General features: G+C 68.9%; 17 protein-coding genes. 4 read left to right on the forward strand and 13 right to left on the reverse strand.

The window, feature by feature from the left end:
* Positions 1–37: 37 nt before the first annotated feature.
* Positions 38–970, reverse strand: a complete 933-nt coding sequence (gene xerD, locus C516_RS0103090) for a site-specific tyrosine recombinase XerD (protein ID WP_425386804.1) — start codon at positions 968–970, stop codon at positions 38–40.
* Complete coding sequence (locus tag C516_RS0103095) at positions 967–1,740, reverse strand: slipin family protein (protein ID WP_018716901.1); 774 nt, start codon at positions 1,738–1,740, stop codon at positions 967–969. Before C516_RS0103095 ends, xerD begins: the two co-directional genes overlap by 4 nt.
* A gap of 216 nt (positions 1,741–1,956) precedes the next feature.
* On the opposite strand from C516_RS0103095, the gene rlmM reads away from it, so the two are divergent.
* A complete protein-coding gene (gene rlmM / locus C516_RS0103100; RefSeq protein WP_018716902.1) occupies positions 1,957–3,024 on the forward strand; it encodes a 23S rRNA (cytidine(2498)-2'-O)-methyltransferase RlmM in 1,068 nt (355 codons plus the stop codon).
* On the opposite strand, the gene C516_RS0103105 is transcribed toward rlmM, so the two are convergent.
* A complete protein-coding gene (locus C516_RS0103105; RefSeq protein ID WP_018716903.1) occupies positions 3,016–4,824 on the reverse strand; it encodes a cation:proton antiporter in 1,809 nt (602 codons plus the stop codon). The genes rlmM and C516_RS0103105 overlap by 9 nt on opposite strands.
* 316 nt (positions 4,825–5,140) lie before the next feature.
* Between C516_RS0103105 and hisC the strand changes: the two genes are divergently transcribed.
* The 3 genes from hisC to C516_RS20315 all read left to right on the forward strand — a co-directional run bounded on the left by hisC (position 5,141) and on the right by C516_RS20315 (position 9,580).
* Positions 5,141–6,220 carry a histidinol-phosphate transaminase gene (gene hisC, locus C516_RS0103110; RefSeq protein WP_018716904.1) on the forward strand — a complete coding sequence of 360 codons (1,080 nt, stop codon included), beginning with the start codon at positions 5,141–5,143 and terminating at the stop codon, positions 6,218–6,220.
* A gap of 92 nt (positions 6,221–6,312) precedes the next feature.
* Positions 6,313–8,751 (forward strand): Lon protease family protein, encoded by a 2,439-nt coding sequence (locus C516_RS0103115; RefSeq protein ID WP_018716905.1) that lies wholly within the window; start codon positions 6,313–6,315, stop codon positions 8,749–8,751.
* On the forward strand, positions 8,741–9,580 hold the full coding sequence (locus tag C516_RS20315; protein WP_018716906.1) for a universal stress protein: 840 nt from the start codon (positions 8,741–8,743) through the stop codon (positions 9,578–9,580). The genes C516_RS0103115 and C516_RS20315 overlap by 11 nt, the downstream gene beginning before the upstream one ends.
* Here the strand turns inward: C516_RS20315 and C516_RS0103125 are convergent, their stop codons facing one another.
* The 10 genes from C516_RS0103125 to ccoN form a co-directional block, all read right to left on the reverse strand.
* On the reverse strand, positions 9,581–10,294 hold the full coding sequence (locus C516_RS0103125; protein ID WP_018716907.1) for a sulfite exporter TauE/SafE family protein: 714 nt from the start codon (positions 10,292–10,294) through the stop codon (positions 9,581–9,583).
* On the reverse strand, positions 10,291–10,542 hold the full coding sequence (gene ccoS, locus C516_RS0103130; protein ID WP_018716908.1) for a cbb3-type cytochrome oxidase assembly protein CcoS: 252 nt from the start codon (positions 10,540–10,542) through the stop codon (positions 10,291–10,293). The genes C516_RS0103125 and ccoS overlap by 4 nt, the downstream gene beginning before the upstream one ends.
* A gap of 19 nt (positions 10,543–10,561) precedes the next feature.
* The gene (locus tag C516_RS0103135; protein ID WP_084594056.1) at positions 10,562–12,991 is read right to left on the reverse strand and encodes a heavy metal translocating P-type ATPase; all 2,430 of its coding nucleotides are present in this window, start codon (positions 12,989–12,991) and stop codon (positions 10,562–10,564) included.
* 10 nt (positions 12,992–13,001) lie between these two features.
* Positions 13,002–13,514: a FixH family protein gene (locus tag C516_RS20320; protein ID WP_018716910.1), complete on the reverse strand. Its 513-nt coding sequence runs from the start codon at positions 13,512–13,514 to the stop codon at positions 13,002–13,004.
* An 18-nt stretch (positions 13,515–13,532) separates the two neighbouring features.
* Entirely contained in the window at positions 13,533–14,891 is a 1,359-nt protein-coding gene (gene ccoG, locus C516_RS0103145) for a cytochrome c oxidase accessory protein CcoG (RefSeq protein ID WP_018716911.1), read from the reverse strand.
* An 84-nt stretch (positions 14,892–14,975) separates the two neighbouring features.
* Positions 14,976–15,266, reverse strand: coding sequence for a hypothetical protein (locus C516_RS0103150; RefSeq protein ID WP_018716912.1), 291 nt, complete (start codon positions 15,264–15,266; stop codon positions 14,976–14,978).
* The gene (gene ccoP / locus C516_RS0103155) at positions 15,259–16,176 is read right to left on the reverse strand and encodes a cytochrome-c oxidase, cbb3-type subunit III (protein ID WP_018716913.1); all 918 of its coding nucleotides are present in this window, start codon (positions 16,174–16,176) and stop codon (positions 15,259–15,261) included. Before ccoP ends, C516_RS0103150 begins: the two co-directional genes overlap by 8 nt.
* Positions 16,173–16,343, reverse strand: coding sequence for a CcoQ/FixQ family Cbb3-type cytochrome c oxidase assembly chaperone (locus tag C516_RS0103160; RefSeq protein ID WP_018716914.1), 171 nt, complete (start codon positions 16,341–16,343; stop codon positions 16,173–16,175). The genes ccoP and C516_RS0103160 overlap by 4 nt, the downstream gene beginning before the upstream one ends.
* Before the next feature lie 13 nt (positions 16,344–16,356).
* On the reverse strand, positions 16,357–16,962 hold the full coding sequence (ccoO, locus tag C516_RS0103165) for a cytochrome-c oxidase, cbb3-type subunit II (protein ID WP_018716915.1): 606 nt from the start codon (positions 16,960–16,962) through the stop codon (positions 16,357–16,359).
* Positions 16,963–16,974: 12 nt separating this feature from the next.
* Positions 16,975–18,396: a cytochrome-c oxidase, cbb3-type subunit I gene (gene ccoN / locus C516_RS0103170; protein ID WP_018716916.1), complete on the reverse strand. Its 1,422-nt coding sequence runs from the start codon at positions 18,394–18,396 to the stop codon at positions 16,975–16,977.
* Positions 18,397–18,645: the final 249 nt, after the last annotated feature.

Genomic DNA, 18,645 nt, shown 5'->3' on the forward strand with positions numbered 1-18,645 from the left:
TCGATGAGGTCCGGGCCGAGTCTACCACCGCCGCCGGTCAGGCCCGGGGATGATGCACGGCGTAAAGGTCCTGGAGGCGCTGGCGCGCCACGTGGGTGTAGATCTGCGTGGTCGACAGGTCGGAGTGACCGAGCAGCATCTGCACCACGCGCAGGTCGGCGCCGTGGTTGACCAGGTGGGTCGCGAATGAGTGGCGCAGGGTGTGCGGCGACAGCGGCCCGTGGATCCCGGCCTCGACGGCGTAGTGGCGCACCCGGTACCAGAACGCCTGGCGCGTCATCGCCGCACCGCGGGCGGTCACGAAGGCGTGCCGGGAGCCACGTTCGCCGAGCAGCGCCGTCCGCGCCCCGCGCAGGTAACGCGCGAGCCAGTCCCGGGCCGCGTCCCCGAGGGGCACCAGACGCTCGCGACCGCCCTTGCCTGTCACCCGGACCACCCCTTCGGTAAGCCCGAGTGCCGCGACCGGCAGCCCAACCAGCTCGCTCACCCGCAGCCCCGTGGCATAGAGCACCTCGAGCATCGTGCGGTCCCGCTCGCCGATGGCGGTTTCGGTGTCCGGCGCCGCGATCAGCGCCTCCACCTCTCCTTCGGTAAGCACCGCCGGCAGCGCCCGTCCTCGTTTCGGCGGGGAGACATCGGCGGTGGGATCGTCGCCGCGCAGCCCCTCGCGCACGGCGTGACGATAGAAGCGCCGCAGGCTCGAGAGCAGCCTCGCGACACTGCGCGGTCTTGCCCCGCCGCGCATGCGCTCGCCGAGCAGACCGAGCACGTCCGGCGCCTCCGCGGTGATCAGGCCGCGACCGTTTGCGTTCAGCCAGCGGGAGAACGCCGCCAGATCGCTGCGGTAGGCCGCCAGCGTGGCATCGCTGAGGCCGCGCTCCATCCAGATGGCGTCGAGGAACGCCTCGATCCGTGTGGCGTCCCCGCCGCCTTCGCCCGCCGTGTCCGACGCCGGTGCCGGTGCCATCACGACGCGCTATCGTTTCCCGGCGGCTTGAACGGCACCCCGCCGAAGACGCTGCGGAGTCCGTCCAGGGGGAGCGGGATCACCGTGCTCTGGCTCTGCGCCGAGATGTCCGAGAGCGTCTGGAGGTAGCGCAGCTGCAGGGCCTCCGGCTGGGTGGCGATGCGCGCCGCGGCGGCGACCAGCTGCTCGGCGGCCTGGTTCTCGCCCTCGGCGTTGATGATCTTCGCTCGCCGGTTGCGCTCCGCCTCGGCCTGCCGGGCGATGGCACGGATCATGGATTCGTCGATGTCCACGTGCTTGATCTCGACATTGGCAACCTTGATGCCCCAGGCGTCCGTCTGCTCGTCGAGGATCTCCTGGATGTCCGCGTTGAGCTTCTCGCGTTCGGCGAGCATCTCGTCGAGCTCGTGCTGGCCGAGTACCGAGCGCAGCGTGGTCTGGGCGAGCTGGCTGGTCGCGGCGAAGAAGTCCTCGACGTAGATCACCGCACGCTCCGGGTCGACCACCCGGAAGTAGAGTACGGCGTTGACCTTCACGGAGACGTTGTCCCGGGAGATGACGTCCTGGCTGGGTACGTCCATGGTGATCAGGCGCAGATCCACCTTCACCGCCTGCTGGATGACCGGGAAGACGAGCCGCAGACCGGGGCCCTTGACCTTCCAGAAACGGCCGAGCATGAACACGACGCCGCGCTCATACTCCCTGAACACGCGGAACGCGGAGATCACCACCGCGAGCACGATGGCGATTGCAATCAGCACGGGGATACCCATCGAGGCCTCCTTGACGGCATGGGCGTCGCTAGTGGTTCCGGCGGTCGTCTCCCTCCCGAGCGATTCGGATGCCGGACCGCACTGCTCACCGCACAGATAGCGCTGCTACACTGCGCGACTCGCATGCGGCCCTGAGGCACACGGTACGCTCGCCGCGGGACGCCGCCTCTGGGAAGATTAGTTCCTTCGCCGGCCGAAGCATAGCCACTGCACCCGATGACGGATACCACCTTTCTGCTCTACGTCCGCCCCGGTTTCGAGGGCGATCTCGCCGCGGAGCTCACCGATATGAGCGCCCGGATCGAGGCACCGGGCTACTGCGAGGCGCGGCCGGACACCGGCTTCGTGCTGTTTCACGCCGTGGACGCCGACGCGGCAGAGCGACTGTGGACCGCCCTGGACTGGCGCCGGCTGATCTTCGCGCGGCAGTGGCTGCGCCTTCATGCCACCATAACCGGCCTGCCCGGGAACGACCGTGCCGGTCCCATCGCCGAGGCGGCTGAGGATCTCCAGGCCGTCGGCGAGGTCTGGCTGGAATACCCGGACACCAACGCCGGCAAGGCGCTCTCCCGCCTGTGCCGCGGCCTGCGCGGGCCGCTTCAGCGTGCGCTGCGGGCACAGGGGGTGCGTACGGGCGTCGAGGGTGCGCCGCGGCTGCATGTCTTCCTCACCGAGGACCCGGCCCTGAGCGCCCGCGTCGCGCTCTCCCGGCCCGGGGACAGTGCGCCTTGGCCCCTGGGTATCCCCCGTCTGAGAATGCCCCGGGACGCGCCGTCGCGTTCCACCCTCAAGCTCGACGAGGCGATCCAGTCCCTGATGCGAGACGATGAGCGGGCCCGCTGGCTGCGCTCCGGCGCGCGCGCCGTCGATCTGGGTGCCGCCCCCGGCGGCTGGAGCTGGCAGCTCGCCCGCCGCGGGCTGCACGTGACCGCCGTGGACAACGGGCCAATGGCGCCGTCGCTGCTCGCCGACGGCATGGTCGAGCACGTTCGTGCCGACGGCTTCCGCTACCGCCCGGAGCGGGCCGTGGACTGGGTCGTCTGCGACATCGTCGAGCAGCCCCACCGCGTCGCCGCGCTGATGGCGGCGTGGCTGGACCGGGGCGACGCGCAGGCCGCGATCTTCAACCTCAAACTGCCGATGAAACGCCGCTATCAGGCGGTCACCGAGGCCCTCGCCACGCTGCGCGGCGGCGCCGGCCGCGAGCGGGACATCGCGGTGAAGCACCTCTATCACGACCGCGAGGAGGTCACCGTGCGCGTGCTCCCGGCACGCTCAATCTGATGCCTCGCCGTCCTCGACCAGCGAGAGCACCGACCACTCCGGTCGGGGCTCGGGATCGTCATCGCCGGTGAACACGTGGAGCGTGCCCGCCGGGTCCAGGACGCACAGGGGTGTCGCCCCGCCACCGTGGTGTTCGCGGTACGCCGCCCAGTCGAACTGCTCCGTGAGCCCGGTCACGTGCACACTCGCCCCGTGGCCGATCAGGCTGGCCAGGCGCCCGTAGGTGGCGTCCGCGCCGAACAGCGTGTTGTCGTGACGGTGCCGCTGACGCAGCGGCCCCGGCAGGCGCACGTCGCGCTCCCCCGGCGGCAGGCGGAATACCCGGTGGTGCCCCAGCTCCTTGGCAAAGTGCAGGCTCGCCAGGGTGTTGAGATCGCTGCGCGGGGACAGACCGAACAGGAAGCCGATCCCGGTCATGCTCAGATGCCGTTCCGCGTGCTCCGAGGTGGGGTTGCCATAGTACACGTCGAGCCCCTGCATGCGCGCGTCCTGGACGTTGTCCCAGTTGGCGTCCGCCAGGCGCACGGGCACATCCGCCGCGGCAAGCCCTGCGGCCACCATCCGGGCGACCCGGTTCGCGCCAACGATGAGCACACCCCGCGGCGCGGGCTCGCGGAGGTCCAGCCAGCCGGCGAGCGGCCGGGCCGTCGTGCTCTGGAGCACGACGGTGAACACGATCACCAGGAAGGTGAGGGGCACCAGCAGCTCAGCCCCCGCCACACCGGCGGCCTGCAGCCGCAGGGCGAACACCGCCGAGACCGCCGCGGCGACGATCCCGCGCGGCGCGATCCACGCGAGCAGCGCCCGCTCCCGCCAGTCCAGCGGCGTGCCGGCCGTGCTCACGAGCACGTTCAGCGGCCGCCCGATGAGCTGCATTACCAGCAGGACGCCCGCCGCGCCCCAGCCAAGGGCCGCCAGTGCCGACGGGTCCAGGCGGGCGGCAAGGAGGATGAACAGGCCCGAGATCAGGAGCACGCTCAGCGACTCCTTGAAGTTCAGGATATCGTCCAGCGGGACGCGGGGCATGTTCGCGAGCCAGATCCCCATCACCGTCACCGATAGCAGACCCGCCTCGTGGTGGATGCGGTTGCTGACGAAGTACACCGCGAACACCGCAACCAGCACGCCGACATTGTGGAGATAATCCGGCAGCCAGTACTCGCGAAGCGCGATCCCCAGGGCATGGCCGGCGAGCGCACCCGCAACGGTGCCGACCACGAGGACCGCCGCGAAGGTGAGCACCGTGGCCCCGAGGCTGCGCTCGCCGGCGCTCGCGAGGATGAACTCGAAGGCGAGTACCGCTATCAGCGCACCGATGGGATCGATCACGATCCCCTCCCAGCGCAGCACGTTGCCCACCCGCTCCCTGGGGCGGACGCTGCGCAGCAGGGGCACGATCACCGTCGGCCCGGTCACGACGGTGATGGCCCCGAAGAGCACCGCCATGGACCACGGCAGGGCCGTCAGCCACCACGCCGCGAGTGCCGTGCTCGCCCAGGTGATCGCCACCCCGACCGTGAGCAGCCGGTTGACCGGCCCTCCGAGACCGCGGATCTCGTGCCGGCGCAGGGTCAGGCCGCCCTCGAAGAGGATCACGGCCACCGCCAGGGAGATGATCGGGAAGAGCAGCTCACCGAACAGCGCATCGGGATCGATCCAGCCCAGCGCTCCCGGGCCGGCCAGCAGTCCGGCCGCGAGCAGGAAGAGGATCGCCGGCAGCTGCATGCGCCACGCCAGCCACTGGGCCAGGACCCCAAGCACCCCGATTCCCACCAGGGCCGCCGTGATGGTCTCGCTCATGCCGCATCTCCCCCGTGTCCGGCAACCGTTCGTGGCGCCGTTCCCCCGGATTAATGGTGGCCGGTCACCATGAGGGCGCAGGATGTATCCCCTCCTGCCCGGCCCCGGTAGGCGACAGTCCCATGTCCTTGGAGCTGTCGTGGGCGTGTCCCCCGATGCAGTGTACCGGAGCGCCGGCCATGGAGGTGACCCCGGGGCGGTGCCGCCGCGCCCTCACCGCGGACACCGCGTCCCTGAGCGGGCGCTCCCCCGCCCTGTCCTGGCCGTGCGGCGATCTAGTAAGCTGAACACCTGACCATCAGACAGTGCAGGGACGATGAGCTACGAACGCGACAACATCCGCCGGATGGCGGGCTACACGCCGGGGGAACAGCCGCAGAACCCCGACGCGGTGAAGCTCAACACCAACGAGAACCCTTACCCGCCGAGCCCGGCGGTGATGCGCGCACTCGCGGAAACGCCGGCGGACGCACTGCGGCGTTACCCCTCGCCCACGAGCGCGGCGTTCCGCCGTGCTGCCGCACGACAGCACGGCGTGGAACCGGAGCAGATCGTCGCGACCAATGGCGGTGACGAGCTGCTTCGGCTGGCGATCACGACGTTCGTCAATCCGGGCAGCCCGGTGGGTGTCGCCGAGCCGAGCTACTCCCTGTATCCCGTGCTTGCGGGGATTCACGGCTCGCCGGTGGTCCGCGTGGCCCTCGGCGAGGACTGGCGCCCGACGCCGGACTTCGCCGAGCGTATGAACCGCGAGCGCGTGCCACTGACCTTCCTGGTCAACCCGCATGCCCCGTCCGGCACGCTGCTGGACCCGGACGCCATCGCCACGCTGGCACGCAGCCTCGCCGGCGTGCTGGTGATCGATGAGGCCTACGTCGACTTCGTCGATCCCTCGCACGGGCACGACGTGATCGCGCTGACCCGCAGGCACGATAACCTCCTGATCCTGCGCACCCTGAGCAAGGGCTACTCGCTGGCCGGAATCCGGTTCGGCTACGGGATCGGCGCGCCCGGGCTGATCGAGCCCATCGCCGCCAAGACCCGGGACAGCTACAGTGTGGACGCCGTGGCGGAGCGCCTCGCGGTCGCGGCCCTGGAGGACCAGGCATATGCCACCTCCACCTGGGAGGCGGTCCGCGGCGAACGCGCGCGCCTCGCCTTACGGCTGGAGGGGCTGGGACTGAGCTGCGCGGCGAGCGAGTCGAACTTCGTCCTGGCACGGGTGCCCGAGGGGTTCGCCGGCGGTGCCTCGGCCGTGTACCGCTATCTGCGCGACCAGGGGATCTTCGTGCGCTACTTCGACCAGCCACGGCTGCGCGAGAGCCTGCGTATCACCGTCGGCACGCCGGAGCAGAATGACACCCTGCTGCGCGCCCTCGCCCGTATGAATCGCTGAGCGCCCCGGGGCCGGACTGGACACCGGTCCGGAGGCGCGCTAGACAGGGTGGCGACAGTTACCGGTATCGCATCACGCGAGGGAACCGCCGCATGACCATAACTCCACTCACCGCCGACCAGGTGTACCAGCGCTGCGACCCCGCGGCGCTGGATTTCGACACCACCGACGAGCTCCGGGGCGCAGGCACCATCATCGGCCAGGAGCGGGCCATCGAGGCGCTCAGGCTCGGCACCGGCGTGCGCAACAACGGCTTCAACCTGTTCGTACTCGGTCCCGGCGGCGTCGGCAAGCACGAGGTCGTCTCGCAGTTCCTGCACGAGCGGGCCTCCGGCGAGGCCACGCCGCCCGACTGGTGCCTCGTCCACGACTTCAATACCGGCAACCGGCCGCGTCTGATCCGACTGCCCCCCGGCGACGGCCGCCGCCTGTGCAAGGTCATCGAGGACCTGGTCCAGGAACTGCGCACCGCGTTGCCGGCCGCGTTCGAGAGCGACGAGTTCCAGCGCCGCATGCGCGAGCTGCAGCAGGAGATGGGTCAGCGCCACCAGCAGGCCTTTCGCGAGATCCAGGAGGCGGCGGACCAGCAGGGTATCGCCCTGCTCCAGACCCAGAACGGCTTTACCTTCGCGCCCAAGGACGAGAATGGCGAGGTCATGGATCCGGAGCGTTTCCGGGAGCTGCCGGAGGAGCGGCGCGAGGCCATCGAGAAGGCCGTGGGCGAGCTCCAGGAACGGCTCCAGGCCGTCATCCAGCAGATGCCGCGCTGGCGCAAGGAGGCCCAGGAGAAGATCCGCTCGCTCCACGAGGAGATGGCGGTATTCGCCGTCGGCCACCTGCTGGAGGACCTGCACGGGAAATGGGCGGACTATCCCGGTGTGATCGGGCACCTCGACGCGATCCGCGAGGACGTCACCGCCAACGTCGAGGCCCTGATCGGCCAGGGCGGTGAACAGGGCCAGTCGCTGCAGGCGTTCTTCCGGCGCTATGAGGTGAACCTGCTCGTCGACAACGCGGAGCAGCAGGGCGCGCGGGTTGTCTACGAGGACATGCCGAGCCACCAGCGGCTCGTCGGCCGCGTCGAGCACCAGGTCCACCAGGGCGCGCTGGTCACCGACCACCACCTCGTGCGCGCCGGCGCGCTGCACCGCGCCAACGGCGGCTACCTGATCCTCGACGCACGCAAGGTCCTGACCCAGCCGCTGGCCTGGGAAAGCCTCAAACGGGCACTGTTTTCCCGGCGGGTGCATACGGAGCCGCCGGAGCAGTACTTCAGCCTGATCAGCACGGTCACGCTGGAGCCCGAACCGATGCCGCTGGACGTCAAGGTGATCCTGCTCGGTGAGCGCAGCCTCTACTACCTGCTCACTGCCTACGATCCGGACTTCGCCGAGCTGTTCAAGATCGAGGCGGATTTCGAGGAGGACCTCGCACGCACCGACGAGAGCATCCACGACTACGCGAGGCTCGTCGCTACCCTGGCGGGCGAGCGCGAGGTCCGCCCTCTGGACCGCCAGGCCGTGGCCCGGGTTATCGAACACGCCAGCCGGATGGCCGACGACAGCGAGCGCCTGTCGATCCACAACCGCGCGATCGGCGACCTGCTCGTCGAGGCAAACCAGTGGGCGATCCGCGACGACAGTCGGAATATCCGTGCGGACGACATCCAGCAGGCCATCGACCACCAGGTCTACCGGGCCTCCCGGGTGCGCGAGAATATCGACCGCGCCATCCAGCGCGAGACACTGCTCATCGACACGGCCGGTTCCGCGGTGGGTCAGGTCAACGGCCTGTCGGTCATGCAGCTCGGCGGCCAGGCCTTCGGGCGGCCCGCGCGGATCACCGCCACCGCCCGGCTCGGGCGTGGTCACATGGTGGACATCGAGCGCGAGGCGAAGCTCGGCGGCAATATCCACTCCAAGGGGATGATGATCCTCTCCAACCTCCTCGCCTCGCGTTTCGCCGGAGAAGCGCCGCTGTCGCTGGCGGCGAGCATCGCCTTCGAGCAGTCGTACGGCGGCATCGACGGCGACAGCGCCTCAGTGGCCGAATACTGCGTCCTCTGCTCGGTGCTCTCCGGCCACGGCCTCGCCCAGGGCATCGCCGTTACCGGCTCGGTGAACCAGCACGGTCAGGTGCAGGCGGTAGGGGGCGTCAACGAGAAGATCGAGGGTTTCTTCGACGTCTGCAGCCAGCGCGGCCTGGACGGCAGACAGGGCGTCGCCCTGCCCCGGGCCAACATCGCCAACCTCATGCTCCATCCCCGTGTCGTCGACGCGGTCGCCGCCGGCCGCTTCCACATCTGGCCCCTTTCCCACGTGGACGATGCGCTGACCCTGCTGACCGGAACCGAGGCCGGTGTGGTCGATGCTGACGGCCACTTCCCGGACGGCACCGTCAATCGTGCAGTTGCGGACCGGCTCCGGCATTTCGCCAAGCTGGCCGAGCGGCGCAGTGGCGGCGACGGCGCCGCTGTAAAGAGCGATAATGGCGATAACGTCGGTGACGGGGAAGACGGCCGTGAAGAGTGAACCGGCGGTGACGCGTATCCTGGTCCTGCTCGACGATACCCGCGGCGCCCGGGCTGCGCTGGAGACCGCGGCCGACCTCGCCGCGCATCAGCACGCCGAGCTGGTCGGTCTGTTCGTCGAGGACACCGACCTGCTGCGCTCCGCCGGCCTGCCGTTCAGCCACGAGATCAGCATGACCTCCGGCCAGACGCGCCCGCTGGAGGCGGCTCTGGTCGAGCGCGAGCTGCGGGAACGGGCCCGCCTCCTGGAGCAGGCACTGGCCAGTGCGGGCACACGGCGGGCGCTGCGGTGGCGCTTCGAGGTCGGTCGGGACCGGCTTGAGCGCGCTGCCGACACGGCCGCCGAGCCCCGGGACACACTGGTCGTGGGCCGCAACGGCTGGCGCCGGCACTACGGCCCGGCGATGGGGAGCGTCGCCTCGCGCCTCGCCCGTGCCACCCGTTGCAGTGTGCTGGTGGTGGGTGAGGAACGCCCGCGCCATGACCGCCCGGTGGTGGTCCTCCAGCCCGGCGGCGACGATCCGAGCCCTACCCTGGACACGGCGATTCGTCTGGCGCGGGACCGCAGCCGGCCGCTCTGTATCCTGTTGCGGCCGGGCAGCGGCCCGTCGGCGGAGCTGGAGAGGCTGGCGGGCGAGTGGTCCCGACGGGTTGGGACGCCGATCCGCTTCGAGCATATCGCCGATACCCGCGCGCCCACGCTGGTCGAGGCCCTGCACCGGGCCGAAGGCCAGGCATTGGTGATATCACGGGCGAGCGAGCCGCTCGCCACCGCAGAGGGCTACCGGCTGCTCGACGAGCTCGACGTGCCCGTACTCGTCATCGACTGATCACACCGGGGCGCAGTAGAGGGCGTTCAGCCCGGAGTAGATCGGGACCGACGCCGTCCACACGCCCATCACCAGGATCGTCATGCCGAGCGCGAGCCGCACCCGCCCCCGGGCGAGCAGGCGGCCCGTCACCGCCGCCGCCGTACCGGTCAGGACCATCGCCGGCATCGTTCCCAGACCGAAGGCCACCATCACCGCTGCCCCGTCCCCGGCGCCGCCCGCCAGCGCCGCGGCCACGAGCATGCCGTAGACCAGGCCGCAGGGCAGCCAGCCCCACAGCCCGCCGAGCAGCAACGCCTTGCCGGGGCTGCGTACCGGCATGAGCCCGCGGGCCAGCGGCGCGATACGGGCCCACACCCGCATGCCGCTGCGCTCCAGGGGGGCAAGCAGCCGCCAGTTGAAGGCGACCTGAACGCCGATTGCGGCCATGACCAGCCCCATCGCGACTCGCAGGCCGCTGGTCCATGCGCCGAGGCTGATCAGGCTCGCCAGCCACAGGCCAACACCGCCGGCAACGGCACCGGCCACGGCATAGCTGGTCACACGACCGGCGTTGTAGGCAAGCGCATACCCGAACAGCCGCCACGGTGTCCGCCGCTCCGGCGCCACCCCCATGCCGAGCGCGGAGGCGATGCCGCCGCACATGCCCAGGCAGTGGGTGCTGCCCACCAGGCCGGCGAGCAACGCCCCGATAAGGGTGATGTCCCCCATCATTGGCCGCGGTCCTCATCGTCGGCGTCTTCATCTGCCCCCGGATCCGCGTTGGTACGCTCCTGACCGGTCGTTGCCTCGCCTCCCTCCTCCGGCGGTGTCTTCGACGGGCCTTCGTCGTCCATGAGGATCCGATAGGCCGGGCTGTCCAGGTCGTCGAACTGACCGTTGCCCACGGCCCAGAAGAACGCTCCGACAAAGACCACCAGGAGCATGAGGGCCAGCGGGATGAGGACGTAAAGAATCGTCATGGCAGCCTCCGGAAAACGATCAGGGCGTCGCGGTGGGTATCGCCGCCGGGTCATGCCCGTCGGGCCCGAACCGGGGGGCGCGCCAGCGGTTCGCGCGCAGGGCGTTGCCCACCACCACCAGCGAACTCAGCGACATGCCGACGGCGGCCATCCACGGCGTGAGCATGCCCGTCGCCGCCAGCGGGAGCGCGGTGAGGTTGTACAGTGCCGCCCAGATCAGATTCTCCCGGATGATCCGGACCGCACGTCGGGCGCCGTCGGCGGCTTCCACCAGCGCGGAGAGATCATCCCGCATCAGGACCATGTCCGCGCTGTTGCGCGCTAGCGCGCTGCCCCGGCCCATCGCAACGGAGACATCCGCCCCGGCAAGGACCGGGGCGTCATTGATGCCGTCGCCCACCATCACAACGCGTTCCCCCGCGCTCTGGGCCTCGCACATGCGCGCGAGCTTATCCTCCGGACGCATGCGCGCCCGCCAGTCGCCGACACCGACCGCGGCGGCCACCTCGGCCACGGCCGCGGGATCATCGCCGCTGGCGATCTCCACCGTCAGCCCCCGTGCCTGCAGTGCCTGTATAGCGGGGACCGCCTCGGGGCGGAGCTGGTCGGCCAGCTCGAAGGTCGCCAGCCAGCCGTCGCCGTCGGCGAGGACAATCCCGCCCGCCGGCGCCGTCGTGCCCTCCGGCAGCGCCCACCCCGGCCGGCCGAGACGCACCGCCCGGCCATCGACGTTGCCCGCAAGCCCTGCGCCCGGCTCTACCGTGACCTCCCCCGCCCGGGGCAGATGTTCGCCGGGCGGGAACGCCCCGGCGATCGGGTGCTCGGAGTGTGCCTCGAGCGCGGCCGCCAAGGCATAGGCCTCGTCCCGGCCGATACGCCCTGCGACCCGGATGCGCCGGATACCCGGGGTGCCGGTGGTCAGCGTGCCGGTCTTGTCGAGGATCAGCCGCGAGGCACGGGCCAGCCCTTCGACCGCGTCCGTGCGGGTCACGAGTAGTCCTCGCCGCGCGAGCGCGCTGGTCGACGCAACCAGCGCCGTGGGCGTCGCCAGCGACAGCGCGCAGGGACAGGTCGCGACCAGCACTGCCAGCGTGATCTCAAAGGCCGCGCCCGGCTCCAGCCACCACCATACGCCGGCGATGACCGCCGTGCCGGCCAGCACGGCCGAGACGAACCACCCCGCGACCCGGTCGGCCACCCTCGCCAGTCTCGGGCGCCGGGTCTGTGCGCGCTCGAGCAGGCCCACGATGGCGGAAACGAGGGTTTGGCGCCCGATCCGCTCGACACGGATGTCGAGCACGCCGCCGGTATTGCCGCTACCGGCGAGGACCGCGTCGCCCTCGCCCCGCGGCACCGGCTCGAATTCGCCGGTGATGAGGGACTCGTCCACCGCACTGCGCCCGGCGACGACCGTGCCGTCCGCGGGGACGGTATCCCCGGGCCGGATCCGGACTCGGTCCCCGGGCTGGAGCTCGCGCAGGGCCACGCGCTCCGGGCGCTCCCCGGCCAGGCGCAACGCCGTGGTCGGCAGGGTCTGGGCCAGGGACTCGGTGGTCTGGCCGGCCCGGTGGCGCGCCACCATCTCCAGCGCCCGGGCGACCGTGAGGAAGAACACGAACATGGTCGCGGAGTCGAAGTAGACCTCGCCACCGGCGACCAGGGTGTTCCACACGCTGGCGGCGAAGGCGCCGCCCACGGCCAGCGCCACCGGCACGTCCATGCCGGGACGCCCGCTGCGCACGTCGCGCCAGGCACCGCGGAAGAACGGCGCGCCGGCGTAGATGACCACGGGGGTCGCCACGAGGAGGCTGACGAGGCGCAGAAAGGTCGCGATCTGGGGATCCATGTCGTTGTGGATCGCCCCGGCGTACAGGCCCACCGCGTACATCATGACCTGCATCATGCCGAGCCCGGCAACCGCGAGCCGCCGCAACATCGCCCGGCGCTCGCGGATGATGCCGGGAACGGCCTCGCCCGCCTCCAGCGGGTGTGCCCGATAGCCAATACCGGCGAGCCGCCGCAGCAGCGTGCTCAGGGGCGTCGTCGCGGTATCCCAGCCCAGCAGCAGGCGGCCGGTGGCGGGATTGACCTGCACGGTCTCCACGCCGGGCTCGCGTTCCAGCACCCGCTCGATGAGCCAGGCACAGGCCGCGCAGGTGATCCCCTCCAGCACGAACACCGCCTCACGGGCGTGTTCGCCGACGGACCGGCTGACCTCGTCGAGCAGTGCCTGGCGGTCGTAGGCGGTCCACTCGTCCGCCTCCGGCTCCGGTCGGCTGGACGGTGCCGTGCGATAGCGGTAGAAATCGCTCAGGCCGCTACCGGCGATCAGGCTGGCGACGGCCTCGCAGCCGGCACAGCAGACCGGGCGGTCCTCGCCGTCGACCCGGACCACACGGCGTTCCCCGGGCGGTACCGGGTCGCCGCAGTGGAAGCAACGTTCCGCCATCGCCGGCCGGTCAGGCCCCGCTGTCGTCGCCCGATCCCCCGAGCCGCAGGTCCCCGGCCTGCGCCTTGAGCTCGCCGCGCAGGAGCCACGAGCCGTCCCCCGGTTCCACCAGCACGTATCGGCGACTGTCGATCGCCACGCCGGTGCCGCCACGGTACAGCCCGGTGCCATCACGCTTGAGCTCGACCCCGAGGTCCTGCTTGGCGGCAGTCGGGTGCACCAGCTTCATCCTGAGGATATCCGGCGGGTTGTCGATGCCGTCGAGCGCGAGCGTGACGCGGCCGCTGTCACGCTGGACGTGCACCCGCACGCCCACACCGAGCTCGTCCGCCCGGTCGTAGGCGGCACGCTCCTGGATGTAGGTCTTGCCCAGCTGGGAGTAGTCGTCCACGACCAGATCGACCATGTTGTCATTGAGCACCACGACGGTGCCGATCATGGCGATCACCCATATGCCCAGCGGGGCGAAAACGAACCAGCACCAGAACTGCCGGTACCAGGGCTTTTGATCTTCAGTGCTCATTACACTCGCGCTCATCGCTCATTCACCACGGTTGTAGGGACCGTGGAAACGGGTGGTCTCCGTGACAGACAGGGTGCCGTCCTCGGAAGTGACCGTCAGCTCCACGTCGGTACCCGGCGTACTCATTACCGACGCATCCACTCTCAGACGCACCGGCACGTTCCGTTGTTCCCCGGCGGCGATCTCGATACGGTCCGGATCGGTATCGGCCGTGATCCCGGGCAGCCCCGAGGCGGACACCGTATAGGTGTGCGCCTGCTGGGACATGTTCAGCACCTTGACGTCGTAGACGTTCTCGATGCGGCCGCCGTCGAGCTCGCGGTACAGGGCGTTACGGTCGGGCAGGATATCCACGCGCATGGGCGTGCGCATCGCCACGGCCGTGAGCGTGCCCGCGATCAGCGCGAGCAGCAGCACCGAGTAGACGATCACCCGGGGACGGAAGATACGCGTCGGCTTGCCCTCGAGCGTGTTCTCGGTCGTATACCGGATCAATCCGCGAGGATAACCCATCTTGTCCATGACCTGATCGCAGGCGTCGATGCAGGCCCCACAGGCGATGCACTCGTACTGCAGGCCGTCACGGATGTCGATCCCGGTGGGACAGACCTGCACGCACATCGTGCAGTCGATGCAGTCACCGAGGCCGAGCTCGGCCGGATCGGCGCCGCGCTTGCGGGGGCCGCGCGGCTCGCCCCGCGCCTCGTCGTAGGAGATGATGAGCGTGTCCCGGTCGAACATCGCGCTCTGGAAGCGCGCGTACGGACACATGTACAGGCAGACGTTCTCCCGCATGAACCCGGCGTTGCCCCAGGTGGCGAAGCCGTAGAAGATCAGCCAGAACGTCTCCCACGGACCGAGATCCAGGGTGAAGACGCGCACACCGAGCTCGCGTATCGGCGTGAAGAAGCCCACGAAGGTGAACCCGGTCCACGCGGCGAGCAGGATCCAGATGCCGTGTTTGGAGAACTTGCGGACGATCTTCTCGCGGTTCCACGGTCCGCGGTCGAGCTTCATCCGCCTCGGGCGGTCGCCCTCCGTCCAGTGCTCGATCCAGAGGAATACCTCCGTCCACACCGTCTGGGGACAGGCGTAGCCGCACCAGACACGTCCGGCGAGGGCGGTGACGAAGAACAGGCTGAGCGCGCAGATAATCAGCAGCAGCGCCAGGAAAAAGAAGTCCTGGGGCCAGAAGGTCAGTCCGAAGATGTGGAACTCGCGGGCGGGGAGATCCAGCAGGATCGCCTGCCGCCCGTTCCAGGTCACCCAGGGGAGGAGGTAGTACAGGCCCAGCAGGGCGAACACCGCGAACTTGCGCAGGCTCTGGAAACGCCCCTTGATCCCGCGGGGATAGACCTTCTCCCGCGACTGGTACATCGAGACTGCCTCGGATGCCGCGGCATCCTCCTGCTTAGCGCCGCGTCCCCGGCGGTTGCGCGCCTCACTCATTCATCTGCCTCTCTAACTCTCCTTTCGACCCGCTTTCGCGGCCCTACGGGCGGGACTGAACAGCCATACGCTCAGCGCGCTCGAGGCGGCACACACCGCCCAGAACATGAAAAAGCCGAGCGTGTAGCCCAGCTTCCGGCCGATCTCCCAGTCCGGCAGGGTCTCGTAGCGCAGCGTCTCCGGATCGACGTTGGCGAAAAAGACCATCGTGGCGACTCCGGCCGTCAGGAACGACGGCCAGAGTATGGCCCCGAGCCAGCGCAGGCGGCTGCTCGCCGCCTGCGTCGCCGACGCATCACTCACTGCTCGCGCTCCGCTGCCCGGCCTGGCCGGAGAGCTGGTAGACGTAGGCCGCCAGCACGTGGATCTGCTCGGGGGTGAGCAGCTCCTTCTGAGCCGGCATCTGGCCATTACGCCCGTTAAGGATGGTCTCCTTGATGGTCTCCAGCGAGCCACCGTAGCGCCAGGTGTCGTCCGTCAGGTTGAGCGCACCGATCTGGGGGTTGCCCTTGGCATCGGCCCCGTGGCAGGCAACGCACTGGGTCATGAACACGTCCTTGCCGCGATCGACGAGCTCCTGCGGCGCATTGCGGCCATTGAGGCTGTAGACGTACGCGGCCACGGCCTCGAGCTTGGACTGACCCAGGCTCGCACCGAGCGCCGGCATCACGCCGTTACGGCCGTTGGTGATCGTCTGCTTGAGCGTCTCGGGCTCACCGCCGTACTGCCAGGAAGCGTCCGCCAGGTTCGGGAAGCCCTTGGCGCCGCGTCCGTCCGAACCGTGGCACACGGAGCAGTTGTTGGCGAACAGCCGCCGACCCGTGTCCATGGCCTCCGGGTCATTGGCCAGCACCGGCACGGGCTTGGCCGCATAGGACTCGTACAGCGACGCGGTACGCTCGTGCATCTGCTTGACCTCCTGCTGGTAGGCCGAGTACTGGCTCCAGTTCAGGACGCCGTCGAACCGGCCCAGCCCCGGGTAAAGCACCAGGTAGATCAGGCCGAACACGATGGTGATGTAGAACAGCCACAGCCACCACCGCGGCATGGGCTGGTTGTACTCGCTCAGGTCACCGTCCCAGACGTGACCGGTGGTCTCGGTGGCACTCGCCTCGCCGGGGCGCGGCTTCGCCGTCCAGCGGATGAGCCAGTAGCACGCTGCGATGTTGCCCAGCGTCAAGACGATGATGTACCAGTGCCAGAAGCTACTCATTGCCCGTTCCTTCCCTTTTCCGCATCCCGCCGTTCGGCATCCAGGGGCAGCTGCGCGGCTTGATCGAAGTCTTTCTTGCGCCGCTTGCTGTAGGCCCAGATGACGATCCCGATGAACGCCGCCATCGACAGGGCGGTGATGATTCCACTCAGGGTTCCACTATCCATTGCCGGCTCCCGATCAGCGGCCGATCTCTGTCCCCATTCCCTGGAGGTAGGCGATGACTGCATCCATTTCCGTCTTGCCCTTCAGCTTGTCGGCCGCGTTGTCGAGCTGCGTCTCGGTGTAAGGCACCCCGAGGAGATTCTTCTGCTCGCGCATGCGGTGCACCACCGACTGCGGGTCCAGCTCGTTTTCGGCGAGCCACGGGAAGCCCGGCATGTTCGACTGCGGAACCACGTCACGCGGATTCATCAGGTGACGGTAATGCCACTCGTCGGAGTACTTGCCGCCGACGCGGGCAAGGTCCGGGCCGGTACGCTTGGAGCCCCACTGGAACGGGCGGTCATAGACGTACTCCCCCGCCACCGAGTAGTGACCGTAGCGCTCCGTCTCCGCACGGAAGGGCCGGATCTGCTGCGAGTGGCAGTTGTAGCAGCCCTCGCGGACATAGACGTCCCGCCCGGCGAACTCCAGAGCGGGATAGGGCTCGACGCCCTCGGCCGGCTCCGTGGTCTTCGCCTGGAACATCAGCGGGACGATCTCCACCAGGCCACCGATGCTGACCACCAGCAGGATCAGCATGGCCATCAGCCCGACGTTCTTCTCTACGACCTCATGTGACATTCGCTGATCTCCTTAAGCGGTCGCTTCCGGGGCGGATTCGGTCGCCACGCGCTCCTGCGGGCGAATGGTCATCCACACGTTCCAGGCCATGATCAGCATGCCTGCGAGGAACAGGAAGCCGCCGAACATGCGCACCGCGTAGTACGGATAGGTAGCCTGCAGGGACTGCACGAAGCTGTAGGTCAGCGTGCCGTCCGGGTTGGTGGCCCGCCACATGAGGCCCTGCATCACGCCCGCGATCCACATCGAGGCGATGTAGAGGACCACGCCGATGGTCGCCACCCAGAAGTGGGCACCGATGGCCTTGACACTGTACATCTGCTCCCGGCCCCACAGCTTGGGGATCAGCGCGTACATGGAACCGATGGTGATGAACGCCACCCACCCGAGCGCACCCGAGTGCACGTGACCGATGGTCCAGTCCGTGTAGTGGGACAGGGCGTTGACGGTCTTGATGGACATCATCGGGCCCTCGAACGTGGACATACCGTAGAACGACAGGCTCACGATGAGGAAGCGGATGATCGGGTCGTCGCGCAGCTTATGCCAGGCACCGGAGAGCGTCATGATGCCGTTGATCATGCCGCCCCACGAGGGCGCCAGCAGGATCAGCGAGAACACCATGCCCAGCGACTGCACCCACTCCGGCAGCGACGTCCAGTGGAGATGGTGGGGACCCGCCCACATGTACACCGAGATCAGTGCCCAGAAGTGCACCACGGAAAGGCGGTAGGAGTAGATCGGACGCCCGGCCTGCTTGGGGACGAAGTAGTACATCATCCCGAGGAAGCCGGCGGTGAGGAAGAAGCCGACCGCGTTATGGCCGTACCACCACTGCACCATCGCGTCGACGGCGCCGGAGTAGACCGGGTAGGACTTGGTCAGCGACACCGGGATCGCGAGGTTGTTCACCACGTGCAGCAGCGCGATGGTGATGATAAACGCACCGTAGAACCAGTTCGCCACGTAGATGTGCTTTTCGCGACGCTTCATGATCGTCCCGAAGAACACAACCGCGTAGCTGACCCACACCAGGGTGATCAGGATGTCGATGGGCCACTCGAGCTCGGCGTACTCCTTGCTCTGGGTGATGCCCAGCGGCAGCGTGATCGCCGCGGCGACGATGACCACCTGCCAGCCCCAGAACGTAAACGCCGTGAGCTTGTCAGAGAGCAGGCGGGTGCCGCAGGTTCGCTGGACCACGTAGTAGGAGGTCCCGATGAGGGCGCTGCCGCCGAAGGCGAAGATAACGGCGTTGGTATGCAGCGGGCGGAGGCGGCTGAATGTCAGCCACGGCACGTCGAAGTTGAGAGCGGGCCAGAGCAGCTGGGCGGCGATAAACACCCCCACCGCCATGCCCACGATCCCCCAGATGACAGTCGCCAGGGCGAACTGGCGCACTACCTTGTCGTTGTAGGCGGGTGTCGCGTCCATAGGTCGGTTTCCATCTCAGATATGGATTGCGGGTTAACCGAGTGCAGCACCGGCGGATACCGGCGACGGCGATTCTCCTTTTCGGTCCACTCGCCATTGCCCGACGAGCAAACCTGACCGCGGGGTCATTATCCTTGAGGCGGTATTGAAGGTCTTGACCTGCATCAATTCAGTGCGGCCATGCCGGACACCGACCCCCGCCACCCGGGCGTGCCGCTCGCGATTCTACTGTGCCCAATCCATATATGG

The organism is Arhodomonas aquaeolei DSM 8974 (assembly GCF_000374645.1).
GTDB lineage: Bacteria > Pseudomonadota > Gammaproteobacteria > Nitrococcales > Nitrococcaceae > Arhodomonas > Arhodomonas aquaeolei.